Below are 23541 nucleotides of genomic sequence, written 5' to 3'. Positions count from 1 at the left end.
TAGGAGAAACCAATGAAAACTACAAAAGAAAGATTAGCAACAGCTATTCGCGCACCTTTAAACGAAACTCTATCTTTTTATAAGACAAGTCTAACAGGTTTGACTGAGGAGCAGGTGGAGAAAAATCGTGACCTATATGGCGAAAACACCATTACCAAGGGTCAAGAAGACAGTATCCTCAAAAAGATTTACGAATCTATTATCAATCCATTTACAATCATCCTCCTGGTCATCGCTATGATCTCCATGGTGACCAATGTCTGGTTGGCAAAGCCTGGACAAGAAGATCCGACGACCTCTATCATCATCGTCATTCTCGTTCTAATCTCTGGTGGCATACGCTTTGTCCAAGAACTGCGGAGTGACAAGGCTGCGACCAATCTATCAAAAATGATTGTGAATACAGCCACAGTTATTCGCGAAGGCCAGAGTTTAGAGGTCGCAATTGAAAATTTGGTCGTTGGAGATATAGTCAAGTTAAGTGCTGGGGATATGATACCAGCAGACCTCCTTTTGACTGAATCACGTGATTTCTTTGTCCAACAGTCTGGTTTGACAGGTGAAAGTGACTCAGTTGAAAAATTGGCTTTGTCAAAAATGAGTCAGTCAAACTTTGATAGTCTGCTAGAAGCAGAAGCGCTCGCCTTTATGGGAACCAATGTGATATCAGGAAGTGCCAAGGCTTTGATTCTAGCGGTCGGTGATGATACCATGATGGGAGAAATCGAGCAGACTCTCAATACCTATGACGAACCGACCTCTTTTGAACGGGAGATGAATAGCATCTCTTGGCTCTTAATCCGTTTGATGTTAGTCATGGTGCCTATTGTTTTCTTGTCCAATGGTTTAACAGATGGCGACTGGTTGGAAGCAGGTGTGTTTGCACTGAGTGTTGGTGTTGGATTGACACCTGAGATGCTTCCTATGATCATCACGGCCAGTCTAGCAAAGGGTTCTATTATCATGGCCAAGGAAAAAGTGGTTATCAAGAAACTCAATGCCATACAGGACCTAGGTGCTATTGATATCCTATGCACGGATAAAACCGGAACCCTTACTCAAGACGAAATTGTCCTTGAATATCCTTTGGATATACATGGAGATTTGGATTTATCTGTGTTGAGACGAGCCTACCTCAATTCCTATTTTCAAACCGGTTTGAAAAACTTGATGGACCGTGCCATTATCAGTAGAACTGAAAAAGAAGCTAAAGAACACGCTATTCTACAAAATTTGGATACTAGCTTCCAAAAAATAGATGAATTGCCCTTTGATTTTGAACGCAGACGGATGAGTGTCATCGTCAAGGATGAAAACGAAGTTGTTAGTTTGGTAACCAAGGGTGCCCTAGAGGAAATGCTTGCAATTTCAACCCATGTGGAATATCAAGGTCAGATTAGCCCTCTGACGGATGATATCCGAGTGGAAATCTTAAAAGAAGTGGACCAACTCAATCAACAGGGCTTACGAGTCTTGGGAGTCGCCTATAAAACAGGTCTAAAAGAAGGTTTTGCTTACTCAGTTGAAGATGAAAAGGAAATGATTCTAACAGGCTATCTTGCCTTCCTAGATCCACCAAAACCATCTGCAGCCCCTGCTATCCAAGCTTTGTTAGAACACGGTGTTCAAACAAAGATCTTGACGGGGGATAATGAGAAGGTAACCCAAGCAGTTTGTGAAAAAGTTGGTCTAGACGTTGATCAAATCTTGTTGGGTTCTGATATTGATGCCATGACGGACGAAGAGTTGACCCAAGCCGTTGAGAAGGTGACGGTCTTTGCCAAACTCTCTCCGGATCAAAAAGCACGAATCATTTTACAAATCAAATCGAATGGACATTGTGTCGGTTATATGGGAGATGGGATCAATGATGCCCCTTCTATGAAAGTAGCAGATGTGGGGATTTCTGTTGATACAGCAGTAGATATTGCCAAAGAAACGGCTGATGTCATTTTGCTAGATAAGGATTTGATGGTGCTTGAAAAAGGGCTGGTTGAAGGACGCAAAGTCTATGCCAACATGACCAAATACATCAAGATGACGGTCAGCTCTAATTTCGGGAACATTTTCTCTCTGTTAGTGTCTGGTATCTTTTTACCTTTCCTTCCTATGGCTCCGATTCACTTGATTGTGTTAAACCTCGTCTACGACCTTTCTTGTGTTGCTCTTCCTTTTGATAATGTGGATGAAGACTTTTTGAAGCATCCTCATAAGTGGGAAGCTAAGTCTATTACTCGCTTTATGATTTGGATGGGTCCGATTTCTTCGGTTTTCGATATTTTGACCTTTATTTTGCTCTATTTTGTCATTGTGCCAATGGCGACAGGCCAAGCCTATGTTCACGGAGCAGAGTCTGCAACGGGCTTTATCATCCTGTTCCAGACAGGTTGGTTCATTGAATCCATGTGGTCCCAAACCATGGTTATCCATATGCTTCGTTCAGCAAAACTTCCTTTCTTACAAAGTCGTCCATCATGGTTTGTTCTTGGAACAACCTTGCTAGCAGCTAGTTTTGTGACCTTCCTTCCCTACTCTTCAATTGCTAGCCTGCTTCATTTAACCCCTTTGGAACCAATTTATTTCCTCTTTTTGCTTTTGATTATTGTTCTCTATATGATAAGTGTTACAGTTGTGAAACGATTGTATATCAAAAAATTTAAAAGTTGGTTATAAATTGATTTTGTCAAGAAAAAAGTACGAAAATCGCGAAAAAAGTTAATTTTTTTAAAAAATAGGTCGCAAGTCGGATGTTTTTTATGGTATAATAGACTAAACTGATAGTAACATGTAGCGAAAGGGGTAGGTACATGATCAAAATTTATACAGTCTCAAGTTGTACTAGCTGTAAAAAAGCGAAAACCTGGCTCAATGCCCACCAGTTAAGTTATAAAGAACAAAATCTCGGTAAAGAAGGAATTACAAGAGAAGAGTTATTAGATATTCTCACGAAAACAGATAATGGAATTGCCAGTATCGTTTCGTCAAAAAACCGCTACGCTAAGGCACTTGGAGTTGACATCGAGGATTTGAGTGTCAATGAAGTGCTAAACTTAATCATGGAAACACCACGGATCTTAAAGAGTCCGATTCTCGTTGACGAGAAGCGCCTACAAGTCGGCTATAAAGAAGATGATATCCGTGCCTTCTTGCCACGCTCTGTCCGTAATGTAGAAAATGCAGAAGCACGTCTACGTGCAGCTCTATAAAACATCAAGGCTAGGAGTGACTCCTAGCCTTGTTTGCTCTTTTGTTTTAAAATCATGTGAGGAATTATGAAAAAGTTACTAATTGCTAGTTTTGCTCTCCTCTTTTTGCTTGCGGGATGTGGGCAAAAAAAGGAAACTCCTGCTGCTTCTACAACAGCATCTGACCCCATCCAATCAAACCTTCCCGTTTTGGACAATGCCGAAAAGAATACGGTTGTCACCAAGACCTTATTGATGCCGAAGTCAGAAAATGGAACGCAGCAGATTCAGACCATTACTTATAAAGGCAATCAATTTTTGACCTTGACCATCCAGCAAAAACGACCTGTCGGGGATGAACTCAAGACCTTTATCTCTGAAAATGGCCTAGAGGAGACGCAAAAAGCGCTTCTAGAAGCGGAAGAGAAGGATGAGACCATCCAAGAGGCGCGCAAACTAGCAGGATTTACACTGGAAACCAAGCTACTCAGCGAGACAGAAATCCAGACTACAACGACTTATGATTTTCAAGTATTGGATGTCAAAAAGGCATCTCAGCTAGAATATTTAAAAAATATCGGTCTTGAAAATCTCTTAAAAAACGAACCTGGCCAATATATTGCAGATAGAGTGGCAAATGGGGCGACAGAACAATAGAAAATCCAAATAAATAGACTGACTTATTTGTAGAACGTCAGGGAATGTGCTATAATAGTACTATTCTAAGGAAAGAGGGTGTTAGAATGGGATTTACTGAAGAAACTGTACGGTTTAAATTGGATGATTCCAATAAGAAAGAGATTAGTGAAACGTTGACAGATGTTTATGCTTCTTTGAATGACAAGGGCTACAATCCGATTAATCAAATCGTTGGATATGTCTTGAGTGGAGACCCTGCCTACGTTCCTCGTTACAACAATGCACGAAATCAAATCCGTAAGTATGAGCGTGATGAAATTGTTGAAGAACTGGTACGCTACTACCTTAAAGGACAAGGAGTCGATCTATAATCTATGAGAATTATGGGATTGGACGTCGGTTCAAAAACAGTAGGGGTGGCTATTAGCGATCCCCTAGGCTTCACCGCTCAGGGACTTGAAATCATCCAAATCAATGAGGATCAAGGCCAGTTTGGTTTTGACCGTATCAAGGAATTGGTTGACAGCTATAAGGTAGAACGCTTTGTAGTAGGTTTGCCAAAAAACATGAACAATACCAGCGGTCCGCGAGTAGAAGCCAGTCAAGCCTATGGTGCCAAGCTAGAAGAACTCTTTGGTTTGCCAGTGGACTATCAGGATGAGCGTTTGACAACGGTCGCTGCGGAACGTATGTTGATTGAACAAGCAGATATCAGCCGTAACAAACGCAAGAAAGTTATTGATAAGTTGGCTGCTCAGCTGATTTTGCAAAATTATTTAGATAGAAAATTTTAAGACAGAGGAGAAACTATGTCACACGATCACAACCATGACCACGAAGAACGTGAATTGATTACACTAGTAGATGAGCAAGGAAATGAAACCTTGTTTGAAATTCTTTTGACCATCGACGGAAAAGAAGAATTTGGTAAAAACTATGTTCTGCTAGTGCCAGTTAACGCAGAAGAAGATGAAAACGGTGAAGTTGAAATCCAAGCTTACTCATTCATCGAAAATGAAGACGGAACAGAAGGCGAATTGCAACCAATCCCAGAAGACTCAGAAGATGAATGGAACATGATTGAAGAAGTCTTCAACAGTTTTATGGAGGAGTAAAAACATCCAGTGGATGTTTTTAGCCCTGCGCCAGAAATTAGAAACGCAGGAATATCCGGGGGACGTTTTTAGCCCACGTTGAAATTCATAGTAGCTAGTGATTAGCTAACCAGGTAAGAGGTTGGGATTTTAGTCCCGACCTCGTTTTTTATTTGTAATCATACTTTGATGCTGTAGTTGATTGGACTTTTGTTAAGGAGACATGTATGTTTGAAGTAGAAGAATGGCTTCATAGTCGGATTGGTTTAAATTTTAGATCTGGACTTGGACGAATGCAGCGAGCAGTGGATTTGCTGGGGAATCCAGAGAGGACTTATCCTATTATCCACGTAACAGGGACTAACGGTAAAGGGTCAACTATTGCCTTCATGAGGGAGTTGTTTGTTTCTCATGGTAAAAAAGTTGGTACTTTTACCTCTCCTCATATCATCAGCATCCATGATCGAATCTGTATTAATGGGCAACCAATCGCAGAGGAAGACTTTGTCCGTATAGCCAACCAAGTCAAGGAGATGGAGAAAACTCTTTTAGAGACACACGATCAATTGTCTTTCTTTGAGTTGTTGACCTTGATTGCCTTGCTTTACTTTAAAGAGCAGGGAGTGGATCTAGTCCTGCTAGAGGTGGGGATTGGTGGTTTGCTTGACACGACTAATGTCGTAACAGGAGAGATTGCAGTTATTACTTCCATTGGGCTAGATCATCAGGAGACCTTGGGCGATAGTCTGGAGGAAATAGCCGAGCAGAAAGCTGGTATTTTCAAGGCTGGCAGGAAGGCGGTCATTGCTAAGCTCGCTCCAGCAGCTGAGCTTGTCTGCCAAAATACAGCTAGAGAGTTAGGTGTGGATCTTTATCAAGCTGGGCGAGACTTCACCTTGACTGCTGCGGATTTTTCAAGTAGTCTAGCAAGCTGTTCCCAACTTGACATCAGTTTGGAAGGTGCTTATCAGCAAGAAAATGCTTCCTTGGCTTTACAAACTTTTCTTCTGTTTATGACGTCAAGAGAGGAAGATGTCGAAGAAGAGCTTGTCAGACAGGCTTTGAAGGAGACACACTGGGCAGGTCGATTAGAACGGATTCGCCCGCAGATTTACCTAGATGGGGCTCACAATCTTCCAGCTTTAACTCGTTTGGTCGAGTTTATCCAGGGGGAAATCCAGCAAGGTTATCAGGTCCGCATCCTTTTTGGCGCCCTTAAACGTAAGGATTATCAAGGGATGCTAGGTTATTTAACGGATGCTTTGCCAGAGGTGGAAGTCAAGGTAACAGGCTTTGACTACCAAGGATCTCTAGAAGAAAGCGATGTTTCTGGTTATAAACTGGTTGACTCTTATCGTGATTTTATCAGCGAATTTGAAGAAAATGCTAACAATCAGGACTTGCTTTTCGTGACGGGCTCTCTTTATTTTATCTCGGAAGTACGAGCGGGTTTGGTGGGAAATCATGAGATTAGTTGACCTTCTAGACTTAAGTTGCTATACTGGGGATAGGACAACTCGAAAACGATTTCAGAAATACATTAGCACAAAAGAAAGGAAGTCGCTATGAAAACGAAAACATTCACACTTTCTATTGCTTCTTTAGCAATTCTTAGTCTTTTAGCAGCTTGTGGACCTAAGGAACAAGCATCTACCCAGTCATCTGCTCAACAATCATCTACTCAACAAGAATCATCTTCTAGTGCTGCTACCAGTGCTAGTCAACCACAGGCGTCCTCAAGCCAGGACACTACTGCGGCAGCTCAACCGACTAATATTGATGGTACCTATACTGGAAAAGATGAGAACGACCAGATCACTCTTGTTGTAACAGGCGAAACTGGTACATGGACTGAGGTCGAACCAGATGGAGATAAGGAAATCAAGCAAGTCACCTTTGAGCCAGAAAATCAACGTGTCATTATCGGAGATGATGTTAAAATTTACGCGGTTAATGGTAATCAAATGATTATCGATGATATGGACCGAGAGGCATCTGACCGAGTAGTCTTAACGAAGCAATAATGATTAAGTAAAAGTTCCAATGAGATGAAAGCTATCTTTTTGGAGCTTTTTTTCTTGAAAAAAAGGCTGGCGGTTCTTTACTAACTTTTTACTTAAAACGCTTACAAATCTTTGTAAAACTTCTTATAAGGTCGTATACTTATAGTGAATAATCAAATAGCGCAGAGGCGCAGGAGGAAACACATATGGCTACATTTTACGTTCCATCAGTTAACCTTATTGGTAAAGGTGTTGTAAATGAAGTAGGTCCGTATATCAAGGAACTGGGGTATAAGAAGGCTCTTTTGGTGACAGACAAGTTCATTGAGGGAAGTGATATTTTACCTAAGATCCTAAAACCACTAGATGCTGAAGGGATAGAATATGTGATCTTTAGCGATGTGGAGCCAAATCCGACTTGCAAGAACGTTACAGACGGAGTGGCTGCCCTGAAAGAGCATGGATGTGACTTCATCATCAGTCTTGGAGGAGGATCTCCTCAGGATGCGGCTAGCTGTATCTCTATCATCGCTACAAATGGTGGAAAACCACAGGACTACGAAGGTCTTCACAAGTCTGCTAAAAAAGGCTTACCAGTGGTTGCGATCAATACAACAGCTGGAACTTCTGCAGAAATCACCATTAACTATGTCATTACTGACGAAGAACGCAAGGTCAAGATGGTAATGGTTGATAAGAACAGCCTCGCCCTTATCTCTGTCAATGATCCAGAACTCATGCTTTCAAAACCGAAAGGCTTGACAGCTGCGACAGGCATGGATGCTCTTACTCACGCTGTCGAAGCCTTGGTAACACCAGGTGCTTATAATGTGACTAAGAAACTCTCTATCGGAGCGATTGAACTCATCAAGGAGTATCTTCCTCGTGCTGTGGCAAATGGCCAAGATATTGAAGCGCGTGAGGGTATGGTCAATGCCATCTTCCTCGGTGGTATGAGCTTTAACAATGCTGGTTTGGGTTATGTTCATTCAATGGCTCACCAACTCGGTGCGGTATATAACTTGCCACATGGTGTCTGCTGTGCCATGCTTCTCCCAGTTGTAGAACGTGAAAATGCCAAGCGTGTACCAGAAGCTTTCCGCAATGTAGCCAAGGCCTTGGGACTCCATGTTGAAGGGAAAACAGACCAAGAATGTGCTGCCTATGCTATCGCTGAGATTGAAAAATTGTCTGAAACGGTAGGAATTCCGAAGAAACTCACTGAACTCGGTATCCAAGAAAAAGACTTTGACTTTGACTACCTTTCTAAGAATGCCTTGATTGATGCCTGCGCACCTGGAAATCCATTTATGCCAACTTTAGAAGAAACCATTGCTCTCTACAAAGAACTTTTCTAAAAATCAAGTAGAGTGGAAGGGACTTATTCTTCAAAATACAAATAATGCTGGAAAGAACTATCATTTTGGTAGTTCTTTTTTTAAAAATTTGCTATTCTAGACATATGAGAAAAATCAAAATCGATGTGGTTGTAGTGCCCTTAAGTGGGCATCTCTTCCCAACCCTGAATCTGCTCGCACCCTTGTTGAAGGATCCCTTGTATGAGATTCGATTATTTACAGGGCCGCAACGAAAAACTGTAGCAGAGGAGATGGGATTCCGGGTGATTCCCATTTTAGAAAATTGTGTAGATGAGTTTGAGCGTGTAGCCAACAATGAAGGTCAATTAAACCTGTTTTCTGCTTATCGACAGTTGTCAGCTAGTCTTGATTTGATCAATGTGGTTTCAGATCAATTAGTGCAAGAGTGGCAGGAAAATAGACCGGATATTGTGATTGCGGACTTTATAACCCTCTCTGGAGGACTTGTTGCGGAACAGTTGAATATTCCCTGGATTACCACGATGGCGACACAGTTTGCCATTGAAACGACAGATGGACCGCCTTGTTTCTTTGGAGGAATGGGCAGTCCAAAAACATCTTTCCAATCTGGTCTGCAATGGACAGGAAGAAAAGGGACTCGTTTAGGGAAACGAATCGTAAGCTTTTTATTGAGAGAACGATTGAAACGTTACGATTTTAAGCTCTACAATCAGAAAGGTCAGGAAACCATCTATTCACCCTATTCCATCTTGGGAATTGGGATGAAAGAGTTGGAGCTGAAAAGTGGTTTTCCAGAGCACTACCTTTGGGTGGGACCTTTTGGCTCTTCGATTGAGAGGGCAGAAAATTATCCCCTCGATTTGTCTCCTTATGCAGGTTATAAGAAGGTCCTTGTCTCCTGTGGCACTCAGCTAGCATGGGCTAAAGATAATCTCCTCTATCAGACACAACAATTGGCAGAAGCACATCCGGACTGTCACTTCTTTGTGACTCTGGGGTTTGGCGGACAAGACTTCCAATGCGAAGAGCTCATGGACAATGTTTCTGTGGTATCCTATCTTCCCTATAAGGAGTACATTCCTCAGATGGATTATGTGATTCATCATGGTGGTGCAGGTATTTTTTACCAGTGTATCATCTATGGTAAGCCTGCCTTGATTCTCCCCCATGACTATGATCAGTATGACTATGCGGTTCGTGGATTAGAGGCAGGGATTGCCTTGACTGCTAAACGAGAGGATACGGAAGCGATTGGACGTGCCTTTGATGAGTTGTTGGCTAGAGATGACTGGCCAGACTTGAACAAACTTAGTCGTGCAGCTCAAATCTATCAGCCAACAGAGATTCTGAAGAGCGAAATACATCGGCTCTTAGGGGACAAGGAGAAGTAAAAAATGAAGAAAGTATTGGTAACGGGTGCTACGGGCTTTCTAGGTAAGTATGTTGTTGAAGAGCTCAGTCAGCAGGGCTATCAGGTACGTGCTTTTGGACGCAATCGCAAGGTGGGGCAGTCTTTAGAGAACTCCTCTGTGGCATTTTTTCAGGGAGATTTGACCAAGCAAGAGGACTTGGCTCGGGCTTGTCAGGGGATGGACATGGTTGTGCATGCGGCTGCTCTTTCTACCGTTTGGGGACCTTGGGAGGATTTCTACCAGACAAATGTCTTAGGGACCAAGTATGTTCTGGATGCTTGCCGAGAGGCTGGTATTCAGCGTTTGGTTTATGTGTCCTCGCCTAGCATCTATGCTGCGCCTCGAGATCAGCTAGCTATCAAAGAAAGTGCTGCGCCTCAGGAAAATAATCTGAACAACTACATTCGTAGTAAGCTGGCTTCGGAGAAGCTGTTTAAGGATTATCCCGATGTTCCGAGTATTATCTTACGACCTCGTGGACTTTTTGGGATTGGGGATACCAGTATTTTGCCCAGAGTTCTCAAACTCAGTCAGAAGATTGGCATTCCCTTAATAGGAGACGGTCGTCAGCTCATGGATATGACCTGTGTGGAAAATGTCGCTCTGGCAATTCGCTTGGCACTAGAGACCCCTCAAGCTAGTGGCGAAGTTTATAATATTACCAATGGGGAACCAAGAGCCTTTAAGGATTTGATAGAAGAAACCTTAAGAGGGTTGGGCTATCCAATAACATACAGAAAAGTGCCAGCTCCTCTTCTTTCAGTTATTGCTAGTAGTTTAGAGTTTCTGTATAAGGTCTTGAAACTCAAAGGTGAACCGCCTCTGACATGCTATACCTATTATCTGCTCCGTTATAGTCAGACGCTGGACATCAGCAAGGCGGAGCGAGACTTGGGGTATCGCCCTCAAATCAGTATTTCGGAAGGGATTGAACAATATGTCCAAGATTATCGAAAGCATTGATTATTTCCCAGCAGGCTACTGTACCAGCTACACAGGTTTGCTATTTAAGGGAGTCAAGAATCAAAAGATGACCTTCCCAGCAGGTGTTTTTCTTATCAAACACAGGGACAAGGACTATCTCCTCTATGACACAGGCTATCATTACGATATTAAGACCCGGCTTCGCTATGGTTTCTATCGGCTAGGAACGCCCGTTCAAATGACGGAGAAGGACCAAATTTCACGTTTGCTGGAAGCGAAGGGAATCAAACCAGAAGAAATTAACTACGTTCTTCTATCGCACCTACATCCAGATCATCTGGGAGGAGCTAGTTTCTTTCCTCATGCAACCTTTATCTTGACAAAAGAAGTATATAAAGTCTACCAAAAACCCAAGTTGAAAGACTTGATTTTCAAGGAGTTTTTACCAGCTTCTTTTGAGAAAAATCTAACCATTATCAGAGCTGACCAGCAAGATTCAACTTTTCCCTATCGTCCGATTTGTGATCTTTTCGGAGATGGCAGTGTCCTAGTAGCTTCTGTTGACGGGCATGCTAGGGGGCAAGCCTGTCTATATTTTCCAGACCTTAATCTCCTCATTGCAGCGGACCTCTGTTGGGGAATTGACCTCTTACCTTACACCAAGCAGATGCACCTGATTCCTTCCTTGGTTCAGGACAATAAGGCCGACTATATCAGGGGGGCAGAGTTTCTGGAGAAAGTTTTAAAGGCCGGTATCGAGGTAGTTGTTAGCCATGATCCTGTAGAAAGGATAGAGTCAATCTTACATGAAAAAAATAACCTTTCTTAAAACCTTTATCCAAACTCGATGGCTTCATCATTTCAAATCTCGAGAAGCTTTAGAAAACTATCAGAAAAAGCAATTAACCAACTATATGGACTTTTTAAAGCGAGAGTCTCCTTACTTTAAAAATGGGGTTCCTAGCGACTTTGACCATATGGACAAGGCTTTTATGATGGAACATTTCAATGAGCTCAACACCCAAGGAGTGGATCGTGATGAAGCCTTATCCTTAGCTATTGAAAGTGAGCAGACCCGTGACTTCACTGAACTTAAAGGGGAGGTGGCCGTCGGTCTGTCTTCGGGGACATCTGGACATCGGGGGCTCTTTATCACAACAGAGAAAGAGCGAAGTATGTGGGCTGCGGCTATCTTGGCAAAGATGTTGCCCAAGGGGCAGCTTTTTGGACACCGCATCGCCTTTTTCCTGAGAGCTGATAATGAACTCTATCAGACCATCAATACGGCGCTCATTCGTCTAGAGTATTTTGATATTTTCAAACATACAGATGAGCATATCGAGCGACTCAACAACTATCAACCAACGATTATTGTGGCGCCAGCCTCGATGTTGATTGAATTGAGCAAGCGTCTCAAGGATAGAGAGTTAGCTATTTACCCACGAAAAATCGTTTCGGTGGCGGAAATCTTGGAAGATAGTGATAGGGGACGGATCGCTGAAGCCTTCTCACTATCTATCATTGACCAAGTTTATCAGGCGACAGAAGGTTTTCTAGCCTGCACTTGCTCAGCTGGCAATCTGCATCTCAACGAAGACATTATCTTTGTGGAAAAGCAATATCTAGATGACCGCCGTTTCTATCCAGTGATTACGGACTTTAAGCGAAGTAGTCAGCCTGTTTATCGCTACCAGCTCAATGATATCTTGGTTGAAAATCCGGAGCCTTGTCCCTGTGGCTCCTGCTATACACGGATTGACAAGGTCGAAGGACGTTCTGATGATATCTTCTACTTTGAAGGGCAGAATGGGGGGCAGGTAACGATCTATCCAGACTTTATCAGACGTTGCATCCTCTTTGTGGAGAATGTAGGAGATTATCAAGTTAAGCAACATTCTGAGAAATTAGTGGAAGTTTGTCTAAGCCAACGAGATGAGGACGTAGAGACAGCAATTTTAGCACAGTTCCAACTCTTGGCCCAGCAAAAAGAGTTCATAGTTCCTCAAATCCAATTTTCAGATTATCACTGGGATACTAGCCGTAAACTCAAACGTATCCAACGCTTATGAAAGGAAAAAAGACAATGGCAGAAGTAAAAAGACATGTAGAAATCGCAGGTTATGGCATTTGCCTTCCAAAGCATACAGTGCAATTTAAAGATCAGACCCGTTATCGTGTAGTTGAAAATGAAGAAACGCAACTTGACTTGGCAGAAGGAGCTATCCAGCGTGCACTTGAACATGCAAATCTGGATATTAAAGATATCGATTGTCTTGTATCAGCTAGTGCAGTTGGTGTTCAGCCTATTCCTTGTACGGCTGCCTTGATTCATGAGCGCGTGGCAAAAGGACTCTCAATTCCAGCAATGGACATCAATACGACCTGTACCAGCTTTATTTCTGCTCTATCGACCATGTCCCACTTGATTGAGGCGGGCGAATACAATCGTGTCTTGATTGTGTCTAGTGAGGTTGGAAGTTTAGGGCTAAATCCCAAGCAAAAAGAAAGTTTTGAACTCTTTAGTGATGGGGCAGCAGCCTTTATTTTCCAAAAAAGTCATCAGGAAAAAGGGGTCATTGCGAGTCTCCAACGTACTTGGTCAGAAGGGGCTCACGATACGGAGATTCGTGGAGGTCTGACTTCTTTTCAACCAAAAGAGTACTCTGAAGCGACGAAGACCAACTATATGTTTGACATGAAGGGGAAGAAAATCCTCCTCTTGTCTGCTCGTAAAATCCCAGTCATGTTTGAAGAGTTTCAAGAAAAACACAGCTAGCCTTGGCAGACGTGGACTATATCATTCCTCACCAAGCAAGTCGTGCTCTTCCTTTGGTCATGGAAAAACTAGGTGTGGCCGAGAATCAGTACCCCAATCTCGTTACTGACTATGGAAATATGGTGTCAGTCTCTGTACCGTTTGCCTTGGCTTATTCTTTGGAGCATGGACTTATCAAGGAGGGAGATGTTGTCTACCTTATGGGGACTGCAGCTGGTATGACGGTCAATATGTTGGCTCTAAAATTGTAAGAATTACCTAAACACGGAACGACTGGAACTTGAGCAAAGGCAAAAGGTTGCCATCTACCCCTGAACTGAGGTATACTAGTAGAAACATTAGTTTATCAAGCAGTTAAGGAGAATGTTAGAAAAGGAAGGGGATGTATGACAGCTAGAAAAATGCAGCTACTCATGTCCAAATATGGTTTTAGTATTACCATCATGTTGGCAGAGTTGTTTATCGTCTTTGGTTTGTTTCTCTATCTAGGCCAGATGGCTCCAATTGTCTGGATTATCCTAGTCATTTTAGTGAGTTTAGCGACCATTGTATCGATTGTCAATCGATCTATGAATCCTGAGAGTAAGGTAACATGGCTGTTAGTAGCCTTTGTGCCAGTGTTTGGACCATTGCTCTATATCATGTTTGGAGAGCGTCGTTTATCTAAAAAAGAAATGAAGCAGCTAAAGCAGCTTCAATCAATGGTTGATCGAGAGGACAATAGCAGAGCTCTCCGTTTGGAGCTAAAAGAGCAGGACAAGTCGGCTTACGGAGTTATCAAATCGCTCCTCAGCATGGACACAAATGCAGATGTCTATAATCGAACGGATACCCATTTTTTCTCTTCAGGTGAGAATATGTGGCACCAGATGTTGGAGGATCTCAAAAAAGCCGAGAAGTTTATCTTCCTAGAATACTATATCATCGAAGAAGGATTGATGTGGAACAGCATCTTAGAGATTTTGGAAGAAAAGGCAGCTCAAGGAGTAGAGGTGAAACTTCTCTATGATGATATTGGTTGTATGGCAACCCTGCCAGGGGATTATACTACTCACCTTCGTAGTCGAGGGATCGAAGCTCATAAGTTTAATAAAGTGATTCCGCGATTGACTGTTGCCTATAATAACCGTGATCACCGTAAAATCATGATTATCGATGGTCAAATTGCCTATACAGGTGGTGTCAATCTGGCAGATGAATATATCAATCATGTCAAACGCTTTGGCTACTGGAAGGATAGTGGTATCCGCCTAGATGGATCGGCTGTCAAGGCTTTTACCAGACTCTTTTTATCAGCCTGGTATATCAACCGTGGAGAGATTAGTGACTTTGACCAATACCATCTTGAAAATCAACCCAAAGATGGGATGGGGCTCTGTATTCCCTATAGTAGTGGACCAAAGCCCATCTACAGAGCTCAAGTTGGAAAAACGGTCTATCAAAATCTTATCAATCAAGCTACAGATTACGTCTACATCACGACTCCCTATCTGATTGCTGACTACGATCTAACTGAAAGTATCAAAAATGCTGCTTTGAGAGGGGTAGATGTGAGAATTGTGACGCCGTGTATCCCAGATAAGAAGGTTATTCAGTTAGTTACCCGAGGAGCCTATCCAGACTTGTTATCTGCGGGGGTTCGAATTTATGAGTACAGTCCGGGATTCCTTCATAGCAAGCAAATGCTTGTCGATGGAGAGGTAGCTACTGTGGGAACCATCAATTTTGACTATCGGAGTTTGCTTCATCACTATGAAAATGCCGTCTTGCTTTATAGAACGCAGTCTATCATCGGTATTGAAAGGGACTTCGAAGAGATTTTTAAAGTTTCTCAAGAAATTTATCCCCACACTATCAAAACCAGCTGGTATCAAAGCCTCATCAAGGAAATTGTCCAGTTGTTTGCACCTATGCTCTAACTATTCATCAAGATCTAGCCCAAGGCTGGATCTTTTTTGTCTTCTTACGAATAGATAAGTAAAGGAGAAAACCATGCTTAATCTAGAAGATGATGATTTTATCAGAGAGTATAGAAATAGTCGATTCCACCGTTTTCGTGAAATCGAACGCTTTGCGCTATTGGATAAGAAATTCAGCAAATATCAATCCCAAGCTGACATTCCTGTAAGATTTTGATATACTAAAACAGATAAACTTAGAGGAGAAATTGAATGAACGTATACGGGAAAATAGATGAGAAGCAAGAAGAATCTCATTACCAAGACTGGTCGGTACCAGAAAAACGAGAAGGAGCTCCCATTCCCTTTTTTAGTATTTTGCTTTGGAGTTTAGTGGCCACAGCCATTTCGGTTGCCCTGTCTATTATTTTTGGTTTAGTCAGTCCGCAACAAACTCAAGAACTTTATACCGGTTGGGCCTTGCATCAAAATGGTCAAATGTATACAGATTACTTTGGGACGGAGGGATTGCTCTATTATGTGCTAACCTACCTTTTTCAAGGCAGCATTCTGATTGCTTTGGTTGAGTGGTTGGCCTTGTTTGGAGCAGGTGTTTTTCTTTTTAAGGCTGCGGATACTCTTGTCGGCCAAGAAAAGGAAGCGAAGCGAGTTGTCTTTATTTTATACTTGCTTGTAGCTGGCCTCGCTTTTGGTGGCGGTTATGCTCTCTTGCTAGCCCTACCTTTCCTATTTTATTCATTGAGTATCGTTACAAATTATCTAGCTTTTCCAAAGGATGACAAAGGATTTGTACGAGTGGGTATGAGCCTTGCTCTTGCTTTCTTCCTTGCACCAATCCCAACCGCCTTGTTTGCAGCTGTACTGGCCTTGGGCATCATCGGCTTTAATCTAGCTAAAGGTCACTTTGTTCATGGTCTATATCAGTTCTTTGCGTCAGCCCTCGGATTTTCACTCTTATTCTATCCTTTAGGCTACTATACAGTGTGGACAGGTAGTTTTGGGGATGCCATTAGCCAGACCTTGTATCCGGTACATACTCTTAGCCTCTTTTCAAATTCACATTTGCTTGAAAATGCAGCCTTCTATGGCTTGCTTGCTATTGGGTTAGGTTCCCTTGGTTTGCTCTTTGCAGGCTTGTTCCAGTCAAAACCAGCCAAGCAATATGCCTTATCGCTTGCTGCTAGTTTAGGATTCTTGGTTTCTTTGGGAATCTTGATTCTCTCCAAAGAACCCATCAATGGTACTCGTCTTGTGGTGCTGATTCCTTTCTTGGTCTTGCTCCTTCTAACAGGAATCAAGGAAGATGTTTCTGAGGGAGGGAGTCGTCGTAGAAGAAGACGTGAGAAACAAACTTCTTTCCTTAAAGGAAATTTCTATCTACCACTGATTGCCCTTGCCTATCTCATTGTTCTTCCTATCGTGAGTCGCTACCTTTCGCACCCAGCAACTTATCAGGAGAGAGAACGTCTTGCCAGCGTGGTCAAACAACAAACGAGTTCTGAGGATCGTGTCTATGCTTGGGATGATCGTCCTGATTTCTACCGTACAAGTGAACGCTTGGCGCCGACTTCTCTATCAACTCCAACACTCTATACTGCAAGCGATGAAAATAAAACTAAACTGATGAATGACCTGAAAGAGAATCAACCGAAGATGATTGTGGTCAATCAAAAAGTTGCCTTGTGGTCAGATGTAGAGAGCTGGATCAGTGAAAACTATGAGCTTGTTCAGACAGATACTAGCGAGTTCAAACTTTATAAATCAAAATAACAAAAAATCAATATCTTGTGGAATTTTAAAAATTTTAGGATTTTTAACACAAGATATTGATTTTTATTTTTAGAGTGGTATAATACTTCATAGAACAACATTTTAGAAAAGAGCATGGATATGATTGTATTAGAAGAAAAGCTTGCAACCGTTCCCACCTTGTTCGTTGAAAAACGAGATGGTAGACGTGTAGTGTTTGATGTAGACAAGATTGACAAGGCTCTCCACAAGGCAGCGGAAAAGGTTATGGACGTTACGCCTCTAGTAGAAAAACGCCTAAATGGTCTAGTTGAAAGAATCGTGACTGAAATTCACAGTCGCTTCCCTCAAGGTGTCAAGATTTACGAAATTCAAAATGTCGTGGAACATGAACTCCTTGAAGCCAAAGAATATGCGCTGGCTGAGGAGTATATCACTTATCGGACACAAAGGGATTTTGAGCGCTCAAAAGCGACAGATATCAACTTTAGTATCCATAAACTTCTCAATAAAGATCAAGCCGTTGTCAATGAAAATGCTAATAAAGACAGCGATGTCTTCAACACCCAGCGTGATTTGACAGCAGGGATTGTTGGGAAGTCAATCGGGCTGCAAATGCTTCCTAAGCACGTAGCTAATGCTCACCAAAAAGGGGATATCCACTATCATGATTTGGACTACAGCCCCTACACTCCGATGACCAACTGCTGTTTGATTGATTTTAAAGGCATGCTGGAAAATGGTTTTAAGATTGGAAATGCAGAGGTAGAGAGTCCCAAGTCTATCCAGACTGCGACAGCTCAGATTTCACAAATCATTGCCAATGTTGCTTCTAGCCAGTACGGGGGCTGTTCAGCTGACCGTATCGATGAAGTCTTGGCACCTTATGCAGAGAAGAATTACCAAAAGCACCTCAAAGATGCGGAAGAATGGGTCTTGCCTGAGAAACGGGATGATTATGCTTGGAAGAAAACCCAAAAAGACATCTACGATGCCATGCAATCTCTTGAGTATGAAATCAACACCCTCTTCACTTCAAATGGACAAACACCTTTTACTTCACTAGGTTTTGGTCTAGGAACTAGTCGTTTTGAGCGGGAAATTCAAAAAGCTATCTTGACCATTCGTATCAAGGGACTTGGTTCAGAACACCGCACAGCCATCTTCCCTAAACTCATCTTTACGCTTAAAAGAGGACTTAACTTAGAGGAAGGTTCACCTAACTACGACATCAAACAGTTGGCCCTAGAGTGTGCAACCAAGCGGATGTACCCAGATGTCTTGTCCTATGATAAGATTATCGAACTGACAGGTTCTTTCAAGGTTCCTATGGGATGCCGTTCTTTCCTTCAAGGATGGAAAGATGAAAATGGTGTTGAGGTCAATTCAGGTCGGATGAATCTAGGTGTTGTGACAGTCAATCTGCCTCGTATCGCCCTCGAGTCTGAAGGGGATCTGAATAAGTTTTGGGAAATCTTCAACGAACGGATGAACATCGCAGAAGATGCTTTGGTTTACCGTGTTGAACGGACCAAGGAAGCAACACCAGCGAATGCCCCTATCCTCTATCAGTACGGAGCCTTTGGTCGCCGTCTTGGAAAAGAAGAAAGTGTTGATCAGCTCTTTAAGAATCGCCGTGCAACAGTTTCGCTGGGTTACATCGGTTTGTACGAAGTGGCGACAGTCTTCTTTGGAAACAGCTGGGAAAGCAATCCTGAAGCCAAGGAATTCACACTGGATATTATTCGTGATATGAAACGTCGTGTGGAAGAGTGGTCTGACCAATATGGTTACCATTTCTCTATCTACTCCACACCGTCTGAAAGTCTGACAGACCGCTTCTGTCGCTTGGATACAGAGAAGTTTGGCTCTATTCCTGATATTACGGACAAGGAATACTACACCAACTCGTTCCACTATGATGTCCGTAAAAATCCAACACCGTTTGAAAAATTAGACTTTGAGAAAGTTTATCCAGAAGCAGGTGCGTCAGGTGGTTTCATCCATTATTGTGAGTATCCAGTTCTTCAACAAAATCCTAAAGCCCTGGAAGCTGTTTGGGACTATGCCTATGACCGTGTCGGCTATCTAGGAACCAATACTCCGATTGATCGTTGCTACAAGTGCGACTTTGAAGGGGATTTTGAACCAACTGAGAGAGGATTTGCTTGTCCCAACTGTGGCAATAGCGACCCTAAAACAGTAGATGTGGTCAAACGGACCTGTGGTTATCTGGGCAATCCTCAAGCACGTCCGATGGTTAACGGACGCCACAAGGAAATCGCTGCGCGTGTCAAACACATGAATGGCTCTACTATCAAAACAGCTGGACATGAAGTAACAAATTAGAAGGAAACGGAATGGGGAAATACCAATTAGACGATAAGGGACGCGCACAAGTGACCCGTTATCACGAGAAACACTCTAAAGGTGGGACAGGTAAAAAAGAACGCTTGCTCAACCTCAGAGAACAGTTTTTAAACAAGAACAAGAAAAAATGAAAGTGAGAGTCCGCTCTCGCTTTTCTCTTAGCGGGAGGTAAGGATGGAATTACGTAGACCAAGATTAGCAGATAAAGAAACAGTTTTAGAGATGATGGCAGAGTTTGAACAGACTCAATCAGCCCACGATGGGGGTTTTTGGGATGTTGAGGATTTTTCTTATGAAGAGTGGTTGGAAAGCAACCAGAATCAGGAAATGGGGATTAATCTGCCTGAAGGATGGGTCCCAGCAATTCAGTTAGTAGCTTTTTCCGAGAAAGGTCAAGCAGTTGGATTTCTTAATCTTCGATTGCGTCTCAGTGACTATTTGCTGGAAGAAGGTGGACATATCGGCTATTCTATCCGTCCATCTGAAAGAGGCAAAGGTTATGCCAAAGAGGCTCTTCGTCAAGGTCTGCAAGTTGCCAAGGAAAAGAATATCCCAAAAGCGCTTGTGACCTGTAGTGTGGAAAACTCTGCTAGTAGAGCGGTGATTGTATCAAATGGCGGGGTGTTTGAAGATGTTCGCAATGGCGTAGAACGTTACTGGATAGATTTGGAGTAAAAGGATGACATGGAATACACCAAAACCAGGTGAATGGAAAAGTGAGGAACTTAGTAAAGGACGGATCATTGATTATAAGGCCTTTAACTTTGTCGATGGAGAAGGTGTGCGCAACTCTCTCTATGTATCAGGCTGTATGTTTCACTGCGAGGGGTGCTATAATGTTGCGACTTGGTCTTTCAACGCAGGCATTCCTTATACATCAGAATTAGAAGAACAGATCATGGAAGATCTCGCTCAACCTTATGTTCAAGGATTGACCCTGCTGGGAGGAGAACCTTTTCTTAATACAGGCATTCTCTTGCCTCTCGTTAAACGCATTCGTAAGGAATTGCCAGATAAAGACATCTGGTCCTGGACAGGCTACACTTGGGAAGAAATGATGCTGGAGACGCCAGACAAGCTGGAGCTCTTGTCTTTGATTGACATTCTCGTCGATGGACGCTATGATCGCACCAAGCGCAATCTCATGCTCCAGTTTCGAGGTTCGACGAACCAACGAATTATCGATGTGCAAAAATCCCTCAAAAGTGGGCAAGTGGTGATTTGGGATAAGCTTAATGACGGAAAAGAAAGCTATGAACAGGTGAAGAGAGAATGAAGAAAAAAGACCTGATAGAACAACTGGTTTCAGAGATTGAAACGGGAAGAATTAGGACGCTAGGGATTTACGGTCATGGGGCTTCAGGTAAATCAACCTTTGCACAGGAATTGTACCAAGCTTTAGATTCCACAAAAGTAAATTTACTAGAGACAGACCCCTATATCACCTCAGAACGTCACCTGGTAGTACCAAAGCAAGCACCAGATCAAAAAGTGACAGCTTGTCTGCCAGTGGCGCATGAACTGGCAAGCTTACAGAGAGATATTCTCGCCTTGCAGGCAGGTATGGATGTCTTGACAATCGAGGAACCGTGGAAGGCTAGCGAGGTCTTGTCTGGAGCAAAACCGATTCTGATTGTTGAAGGGATGTCTGTGGGTTTTCTACCCAAGGAACTCTTTGACAAAACCATCTGTTTCTATACGGATGAAGAAACAGAATTAAAGAGGCGTCTCGCTCGAGATACGACTATGAGAAATCGCGATGCATCCTTTGTATTAGCTAGCCATCAGATGAGACGGGAACAGTATCTGCGATACTATAGAGAAACCGAGTTAAGGGCGGACATTCTAGTGGATCAATCAGACGATAAATTCAAGGTCAAGATGACGCATACTATATAGAAGAAAAGATTGATTTTTATAGATGTAAATCAGTAATCATAGGAAGATGAAATAGGAAAACAGTTTCATCCTAAAAAAACGAAAAAAAGCTCACAAATCCCTTGCAATCGTAGGGGCTTTGTGTTATTCTATTATGGTGCTGTAAATTACAGCCTTAGCTTTGATGCAAGAGGTTGCGACACGCTCGGTTGCATTGCCACGCAACGCGCGTCGGTTTTCTTGTGGAGCTAGCCTATTATCTTAAATAGACGAAAAGGAGAAAAAGATGGCAAACAAAAAAATCCGTATCCGTTTGAAAGCTTACGAACACCGTACGCTTGACACAGCGGCTGCAAAAATCGTAGAATCAGCTACTCGTACAGGTGCACAAGTTGCGGGTCCAATCCCACTTCCGACTGAACGTAGCCTCTACACAATCATTCGTGCGACTCACAAATACAAAGACTCTCGCGAACAATTTGAAATGCGTACACACAAACGTTTGATCGATATCGTTAACCCAACTCAAAAAACAGTTGATGCGTTGATGAAATTGGATCTTCCAAGTGGTGTAAACGTAGAAATCAAACTTTAATCTAAAGCTTGATACCTTGAGCATGAAAAACGCTCGTTAAAAACTTTTTGAATAAAAAATATAGAAAAGGAACTATTTTCTCATGACAAAAGGAATCTTAGGGAAAAAAGTGGGAATGACTCAAATCTTCACTGAAGCTGGCGAATTGATCCCTGTAACAGTTATTGAAGCAACTCCAAACGTTGTTCTTCAAGTTAAAACTGTTGAAACAGACGGATACAACGCTATCCAAGTTGGTTTCGATGACAAACGCGAAGTATTGAGCAACAAACCTGCTAAAGGACATGTAGCGAAAGCTAACACGGCTCCTAAGCGCTTCATTCGTGAATTCAAAAACGTTGAAGGCTTGGAAGTTGGTGCTGAAATCACAGTTGAAACATTCGCAGCTGGAGACGTTGTTGACGTAACTGGTACTTCTAAAGGTAAAGGTTTCCAAGGTGTTATCAAACGCCACGGACAATCACGTGGACCAATGGCTCACGGTTCTCGTTACCACCGTCGTCCAGGTTCTATGGGACCTGTTGCGCCTAACCGCGTATTCAAAGGTAAAAACCTTGCAGGACGTATGGGTGGCGACCGTGTAACAATTCAAAACCTTGAAGTGGTACAAGTTGTTCCAGAAAAGAACGTTATCCTTATCAAAGGTAACGTACCAGGTGCTAAGAAATCTCTTATCACTATCAAATCAGCAGTTAAAGCTGGTAAATAATAAAGAAAGGGGAAATCAGTCACAATGGCAAACGTAACATTATTTGACCAAACTGGTAAAGAAGCTGGCCAAGTTGTTCTTAACGATGCAGTATTTGGTATCGAGCCAAATGAATCAGTTGTGTTTGATGTGATCATCAGCCAACGCGCAAGCCTTCGCCAAGGAACACACGCTGTTAAAAACCGCTCTGCAGTATCAGGTGGTGGACGCAAACCATGGCGTCAAAAAGGAACTGGACGTGCTCGTCAAGGTTCTATCCGCTCACCACAATGGCGTGGTGGTGGTGTTGTCTTCGGACCAACTCCACGTTCATACGGCTACAAACTTCCACAAAAAGTTCGTCGCCTAGCTCTTAAATCAGTTTACTCTGAAAAAGTTGCTGAAAACAAATTCGTAGCTGTAGACGCTCTTTCATTTACAGCTCCAAAAACTGCTGAATTTGCAAAAGTTCTTGCAGCATTGAGCATCGATTCTAAAGTTCTTGTTATCCTTGAAGAAGGAAATGAATTCGCAGCTCTTTCAGCTCGTAACCTTCCAAACGTGAAAGTTGCAACTGCTACAACTGCAAGTGTTCTTGACATCGCAAATAGCGACAAACTTCTTGTCACACAAGCAGCTATCTCTAAAATCGAGGAGGTTCTTGCATAATGAATTTGTATGATGTTATCAAAAAACCTGTCATCACTGAAAGCTCAATGGCTCAACTTGAAGCAGGAAAATATGTATTTGAAGTTGACACTCGTGCACACAAACTTTTGATTAAGCAAGCTGTTGAAGCTGCTTTCGAAGGTGTTAAAGTTGCAAATGTTAACACAATAAACGTAAAACCAAAAGCAAAACGTGTCGGACGTTACACTGGTTTTACTAACAAAACTAAAAAAGCTATCATCACACTTACAGCTGATTCAAAAGCAATCGAGTTGTTCGCTGCTGAAGCTGAATAATCTA

General features: G+C 42.5%; 25 protein-coding genes and 1 pseudogene. All 26 read left to right on the top strand.

The window, feature by feature from the left end; all coding sequences use genetic code 11:
* Positions 1 to 12: 12 nt before the first annotated feature.
* The 26 genes and pseudogenes from mgtA to SORDD15_RS07755 all read left to right on the top strand — a co-directional run bounded on the left by mgtA (position 13) and on the right by SORDD15_RS07755 (position 23537).
* Positions 13 to 2673, top strand: coding sequence for a magnesium-translocating P-type ATPase (mgtA, locus tag SORDD15_RS07875; RefSeq protein ID WP_061416126.1), 2661 nt, complete (start codon positions 13 to 15; stop codon positions 2671 to 2673).
* A gap of 134 nt (positions 2674 to 2807) precedes the next feature.
* A complete protein-coding gene (gene spx, locus SORDD15_RS07870; RefSeq protein ID WP_000591165.1) occupies positions 2808 to 3206 on the top strand; it encodes a transcriptional regulator Spx in 399 nt (132 codons plus the stop codon).
* A 66-nt stretch (positions 3207 to 3272) separates the two neighbouring features.
* Complete coding sequence (locus tag SORDD15_RS07865) at positions 3273 to 3842, top strand: SP0191 family lipoprotein (RefSeq protein WP_061416124.1); 570 nt, start codon at positions 3273 to 3275, stop codon at positions 3840 to 3842.
* Positions 3843 to 3928: 86 nt separating this feature from the next.
* Entirely contained in the window at positions 3929 to 4195 is a 267-nt protein-coding gene (locus SORDD15_RS07860; RefSeq protein ID WP_000507059.1) for an IreB family regulatory phosphoprotein, read from the top strand.
* Positions 4196 to 4198: 3 nt separating this feature from the next.
* Positions 4199 to 4618 (top strand): Holliday junction resolvase RuvX, encoded by a 420-nt coding sequence (ruvX, locus tag SORDD15_RS07855; RefSeq protein WP_002876031.1) that lies wholly within the window; start codon positions 4199 to 4201, stop codon positions 4616 to 4618.
* A 15-nt stretch (positions 4619 to 4633) separates the two neighbouring features.
* A complete protein-coding gene (locus SORDD15_RS07850) occupies positions 4634 to 4939 on the top strand; it encodes a DUF1292 domain-containing protein (protein WP_000017624.1) in 306 nt (101 codons plus the stop codon).
* 206 nt (positions 4940 to 5145) lie between these two features.
* Entirely contained in the window at positions 5146 to 6396 is a 1251-nt protein-coding gene (locus SORDD15_RS07845; RefSeq protein ID WP_061416122.1) for a bifunctional folylpolyglutamate synthase/dihydrofolate synthase, read from the top strand.
* 87 nt (positions 6397 to 6483) lie between these two features.
* The gene (locus tag SORDD15_RS07840; RefSeq protein WP_061416120.1) at positions 6484 to 6942 is read left to right on the top strand and encodes an SP_0198 family lipoprotein; all 459 of its coding nucleotides are present in this window, start codon (positions 6484 to 6486) and stop codon (positions 6940 to 6942) included.
* Positions 6943 to 7127: 185 nt separating this feature from the next.
* Positions 7128 to 8279, top strand: coding sequence for an iron-containing alcohol dehydrogenase (locus tag SORDD15_RS07835; RefSeq protein WP_061416119.1), 1152 nt, complete (start codon positions 7128 to 7130; stop codon positions 8277 to 8279).
* 104 nt (positions 8280 to 8383) lie between these two features.
* Complete coding sequence (locus tag SORDD15_RS07830) at positions 8384 to 9652, top strand: glycosyltransferase (RefSeq protein WP_061416430.1); 1269 nt, start codon at positions 8384 to 8386, stop codon at positions 9650 to 9652.
* Positions 9653 to 9655: 3 nt separating this feature from the next.
* Positions 9656 to 10636, top strand: a complete 981-nt coding sequence (locus tag SORDD15_RS07825) for an NAD-dependent epimerase/dehydratase family protein (RefSeq protein ID WP_061416117.1) — start codon at positions 9656 to 9658, stop codon at positions 10634 to 10636.
* Positions 10611 to 11426, top strand: a complete 816-nt coding sequence (locus tag SORDD15_RS07820; RefSeq protein ID WP_061416115.1) for an MBL fold metallo-hydrolase — start codon at positions 10611 to 10613, stop codon at positions 11424 to 11426. Before SORDD15_RS07825 ends, SORDD15_RS07820 begins: the two co-directional genes overlap by 26 nt.
* Entirely contained in the window at positions 11404 to 12666 is a 1263-nt protein-coding gene (locus tag SORDD15_RS07815; RefSeq protein WP_061416113.1) for a F390 synthetase-related protein, read from the top strand. Before SORDD15_RS07820 ends, SORDD15_RS07815 begins: the two co-directional genes overlap by 23 nt.
* A 14-nt stretch (positions 12667 to 12680) precedes the next feature.
* Positions 12681 to 13624: pseudogene (locus tag SORDD15_RS07810) on the top strand (3-oxoacyl-[acyl-carrier-protein] synthase III C-terminal domain-containing protein).
* A gap of 135 nt (positions 13625 to 13759) precedes the next feature.
* A complete protein-coding gene (gene cls, locus SORDD15_RS07805; protein WP_061416111.1) occupies positions 13760 to 15292 on the top strand; it encodes a cardiolipin synthase in 1533 nt (510 codons plus the stop codon).
* 73 nt (positions 15293 to 15365) lie between these two features.
* Positions 15366 to 15509, top strand: coding sequence for a hypothetical protein (locus SORDD15_RS10300; RefSeq protein ID WP_000933184.1), 144 nt, complete (start codon positions 15366 to 15368; stop codon positions 15507 to 15509).
* 35 nt (positions 15510 to 15544) lie between these two features.
* Positions 15545 to 17062, top strand: coding sequence for a hypothetical protein (locus SORDD15_RS07800; RefSeq protein WP_061416109.1), 1518 nt, complete (start codon positions 15545 to 15547; stop codon positions 17060 to 17062).
* A 120-nt stretch (positions 17063 to 17182) separates the two neighbouring features.
* A complete protein-coding gene (nrdD, locus tag SORDD15_RS07795; RefSeq protein ID WP_061416107.1) occupies positions 17183 to 19390 on the top strand; it encodes an anaerobic ribonucleoside-triphosphate reductase in 2208 nt (735 codons plus the stop codon).
* 11 nt (positions 19391 to 19401) lie between these two features.
* A complete protein-coding gene (locus SORDD15_RS07790; RefSeq protein WP_000521625.1) occupies positions 19402 to 19542 on the top strand; it encodes a hypothetical protein in 141 nt (46 codons plus the stop codon).
* Between the two features lie 43 nt (positions 19543 to 19585).
* The gene (locus SORDD15_RS07785) at positions 19586 to 20086 is read left to right on the top strand and encodes a GNAT family N-acetyltransferase (protein ID WP_061416105.1); all 501 of its coding nucleotides are present in this window, start codon (positions 19586 to 19588) and stop codon (positions 20084 to 20086) included.
* Between the two features lie 4 nt (positions 20087 to 20090).
* Entirely contained in the window at positions 20091 to 20687 is a 597-nt protein-coding gene (gene nrdG / locus SORDD15_RS07780; protein ID WP_061416103.1) for an anaerobic ribonucleoside-triphosphate reductase activating protein, read from the top strand.
* Complete coding sequence (locus tag SORDD15_RS07775) at positions 20684 to 21310, top strand: uridine kinase family protein (RefSeq protein WP_061416101.1); 627 nt, start codon at positions 20684 to 20686, stop codon at positions 21308 to 21310. The genes nrdG and SORDD15_RS07775 overlap by 4 nt, the downstream gene beginning before the upstream one ends.
* Before the next feature lie 265 nt (positions 21311 to 21575).
* Positions 21576 to 21884, top strand: a complete 309-nt coding sequence (rpsJ, locus tag SORDD15_RS07770; protein WP_001284513.1) for a 30S ribosomal protein S10 — start codon at positions 21576 to 21578, stop codon at positions 21882 to 21884.
* An 82-nt stretch (positions 21885 to 21966) separates the two neighbouring features.
* Complete coding sequence (rplC, locus tag SORDD15_RS07765; RefSeq protein WP_000160197.1) at positions 21967 to 22593, top strand: 50S ribosomal protein L3; 627 nt, start codon at positions 21967 to 21969, stop codon at positions 22591 to 22593.
* 24 nt (positions 22594 to 22617) lie between these two features.
* Positions 22618 to 23241 (top strand): 50S ribosomal protein L4, encoded by a 624-nt coding sequence (gene rplD, locus SORDD15_RS07760; protein ID WP_000024537.1) that lies wholly within the window; start codon positions 22618 to 22620, stop codon positions 23239 to 23241.
* The gene (locus tag SORDD15_RS07755; RefSeq protein ID WP_001055347.1) at positions 23241 to 23537 is read left to right on the top strand and encodes a 50S ribosomal protein L23; all 297 of its coding nucleotides are present in this window, start codon (positions 23241 to 23243) and stop codon (positions 23535 to 23537) included. The genes rplD and SORDD15_RS07755 overlap by 1 nt, the downstream gene beginning before the upstream one ends.
* Positions 23538 to 23541 lie beyond the last annotated feature (4 nt).

It is taken from the genome of Streptococcus oralis (genome assembly GCF_001578935.1).
In the GTDB taxonomy this organism is placed as follows: Bacteria; Bacillota; Bacilli; order Lactobacillales; family Streptococcaceae; genus Streptococcus; species Streptococcus oralis_R.
This window is presented reverse-complemented; position numbering and strand designations above follow the sequence as displayed.

What these genes read in the sequence shown, in the direction of transcription:
- mgtA (WP_061416126.1), top strand. Translation starts at nt 13, where the DNA reads ATGAAAACTACAAAAGAAAGATTAGCAACAGCTATTCGCGCACCTTTA.
- spx (WP_000591165.1), top strand. Translation starts at nt 2,808, where the DNA reads ATGATCAAAATTTATACAGTCTCAAGTTGTACTAGCTGTAAAAAAGCG.
- SORDD15_RS07865 (WP_061416124.1), top strand. Translation starts at nt 3,273, where the DNA reads ATGAAAAAGTTACTAATTGCTAGTTTTGCTCTCCTCTTTTTGCTTGCG.
- SORDD15_RS07860 (WP_000507059.1), top strand. Translation starts at nt 3,929, where the DNA reads ATGGGATTTACTGAAGAAACTGTACGGTTTAAATTGGATGATTCCAAT.
- ruvX (WP_002876031.1), top strand. Translation starts at nt 4,199, where the DNA reads ATGAGAATTATGGGATTGGACGTCGGTTCAAAAACAGTAGGGGTGGCT.
- SORDD15_RS07850 (WP_000017624.1), top strand. Translation starts at nt 4,634, where the DNA reads ATGTCACACGATCACAACCATGACCACGAAGAACGTGAATTGATTACA.
- SORDD15_RS07845 (WP_061416122.1), top strand. Translation starts at nt 5,146, where the DNA reads ATGTTTGAAGTAGAAGAATGGCTTCATAGTCGGATTGGTTTAAATTTT.
- SORDD15_RS07840 (WP_061416120.1), top strand. Translation starts at nt 6,484, where the DNA reads ATGAAAACGAAAACATTCACACTTTCTATTGCTTCTTTAGCAATTCTT.
- SORDD15_RS07835 (WP_061416119.1), top strand. Translation starts at nt 7,128, where the DNA reads ATGGCTACATTTTACGTTCCATCAGTTAACCTTATTGGTAAAGGTGTT.
- SORDD15_RS07830 (WP_061416430.1), top strand. Translation starts at nt 8,384, where the DNA reads ATGAGAAAAATCAAAATCGATGTGGTTGTAGTGCCCTTAAGTGGGCAT.
- SORDD15_RS07825 (WP_061416117.1), top strand. Translation starts at nt 9,656, where the DNA reads ATGAAGAAAGTATTGGTAACGGGTGCTACGGGCTTTCTAGGTAAGTAT.
- SORDD15_RS07820 (WP_061416115.1), top strand. Translation starts at nt 10,611, where the DNA reads ATGTCCAAGATTATCGAAAGCATTGATTATTTCCCAGCAGGCTACTGT.
- SORDD15_RS07815 (WP_061416113.1), top strand. Translation starts at nt 11,404, where the DNA reads ATGAAAAAAATAACCTTTCTTAAAACCTTTATCCAAACTCGATGGCTT.
- cls (WP_061416111.1), top strand. Translation starts at nt 13,760, where the DNA reads ATGACAGCTAGAAAAATGCAGCTACTCATGTCCAAATATGGTTTTAGT.
- SORDD15_RS10300 (WP_000933184.1), top strand. Translation starts at nt 15,366, where the DNA reads ATGCTTAATCTAGAAGATGATGATTTTATCAGAGAGTATAGAAATAGT.
- SORDD15_RS07800 (WP_061416109.1), top strand. Translation starts at nt 15,545, where the DNA reads ATGAACGTATACGGGAAAATAGATGAGAAGCAAGAAGAATCTCATTAC.
- nrdD (WP_061416107.1), top strand. Translation starts at nt 17,183, where the DNA reads ATGATTGTATTAGAAGAAAAGCTTGCAACCGTTCCCACCTTGTTCGTT.
- SORDD15_RS07790 (WP_000521625.1), top strand. Translation starts at nt 19,402, where the DNA reads ATGGGGAAATACCAATTAGACGATAAGGGACGCGCACAAGTGACCCGT.
- SORDD15_RS07785 (WP_061416105.1), top strand. Translation starts at nt 19,586, where the DNA reads ATGGAATTACGTAGACCAAGATTAGCAGATAAAGAAACAGTTTTAGAG.
- nrdG (WP_061416103.1), top strand. Translation starts at nt 20,091, where the DNA reads ATGACATGGAATACACCAAAACCAGGTGAATGGAAAAGTGAGGAACTT.
- SORDD15_RS07775 (WP_061416101.1), top strand. Translation starts at nt 20,684, where the DNA reads ATGAAGAAAAAAGACCTGATAGAACAACTGGTTTCAGAGATTGAAACG.
- rpsJ (WP_001284513.1), top strand. Translation starts at nt 21,576, where the DNA reads ATGGCAAACAAAAAAATCCGTATCCGTTTGAAAGCTTACGAACACCGT.
- rplC (WP_000160197.1), top strand. Translation starts at nt 21,967, where the DNA reads ATGACAAAAGGAATCTTAGGGAAAAAAGTGGGAATGACTCAAATCTTC.
- rplD (WP_000024537.1), top strand. Translation starts at nt 22,618, where the DNA reads ATGGCAAACGTAACATTATTTGACCAAACTGGTAAAGAAGCTGGCCAA.
- SORDD15_RS07755 (WP_001055347.1), top strand. Translation starts at nt 23,241, where the DNA reads ATGAATTTGTATGATGTTATCAAAAAACCTGTCATCACTGAAAGCTCA.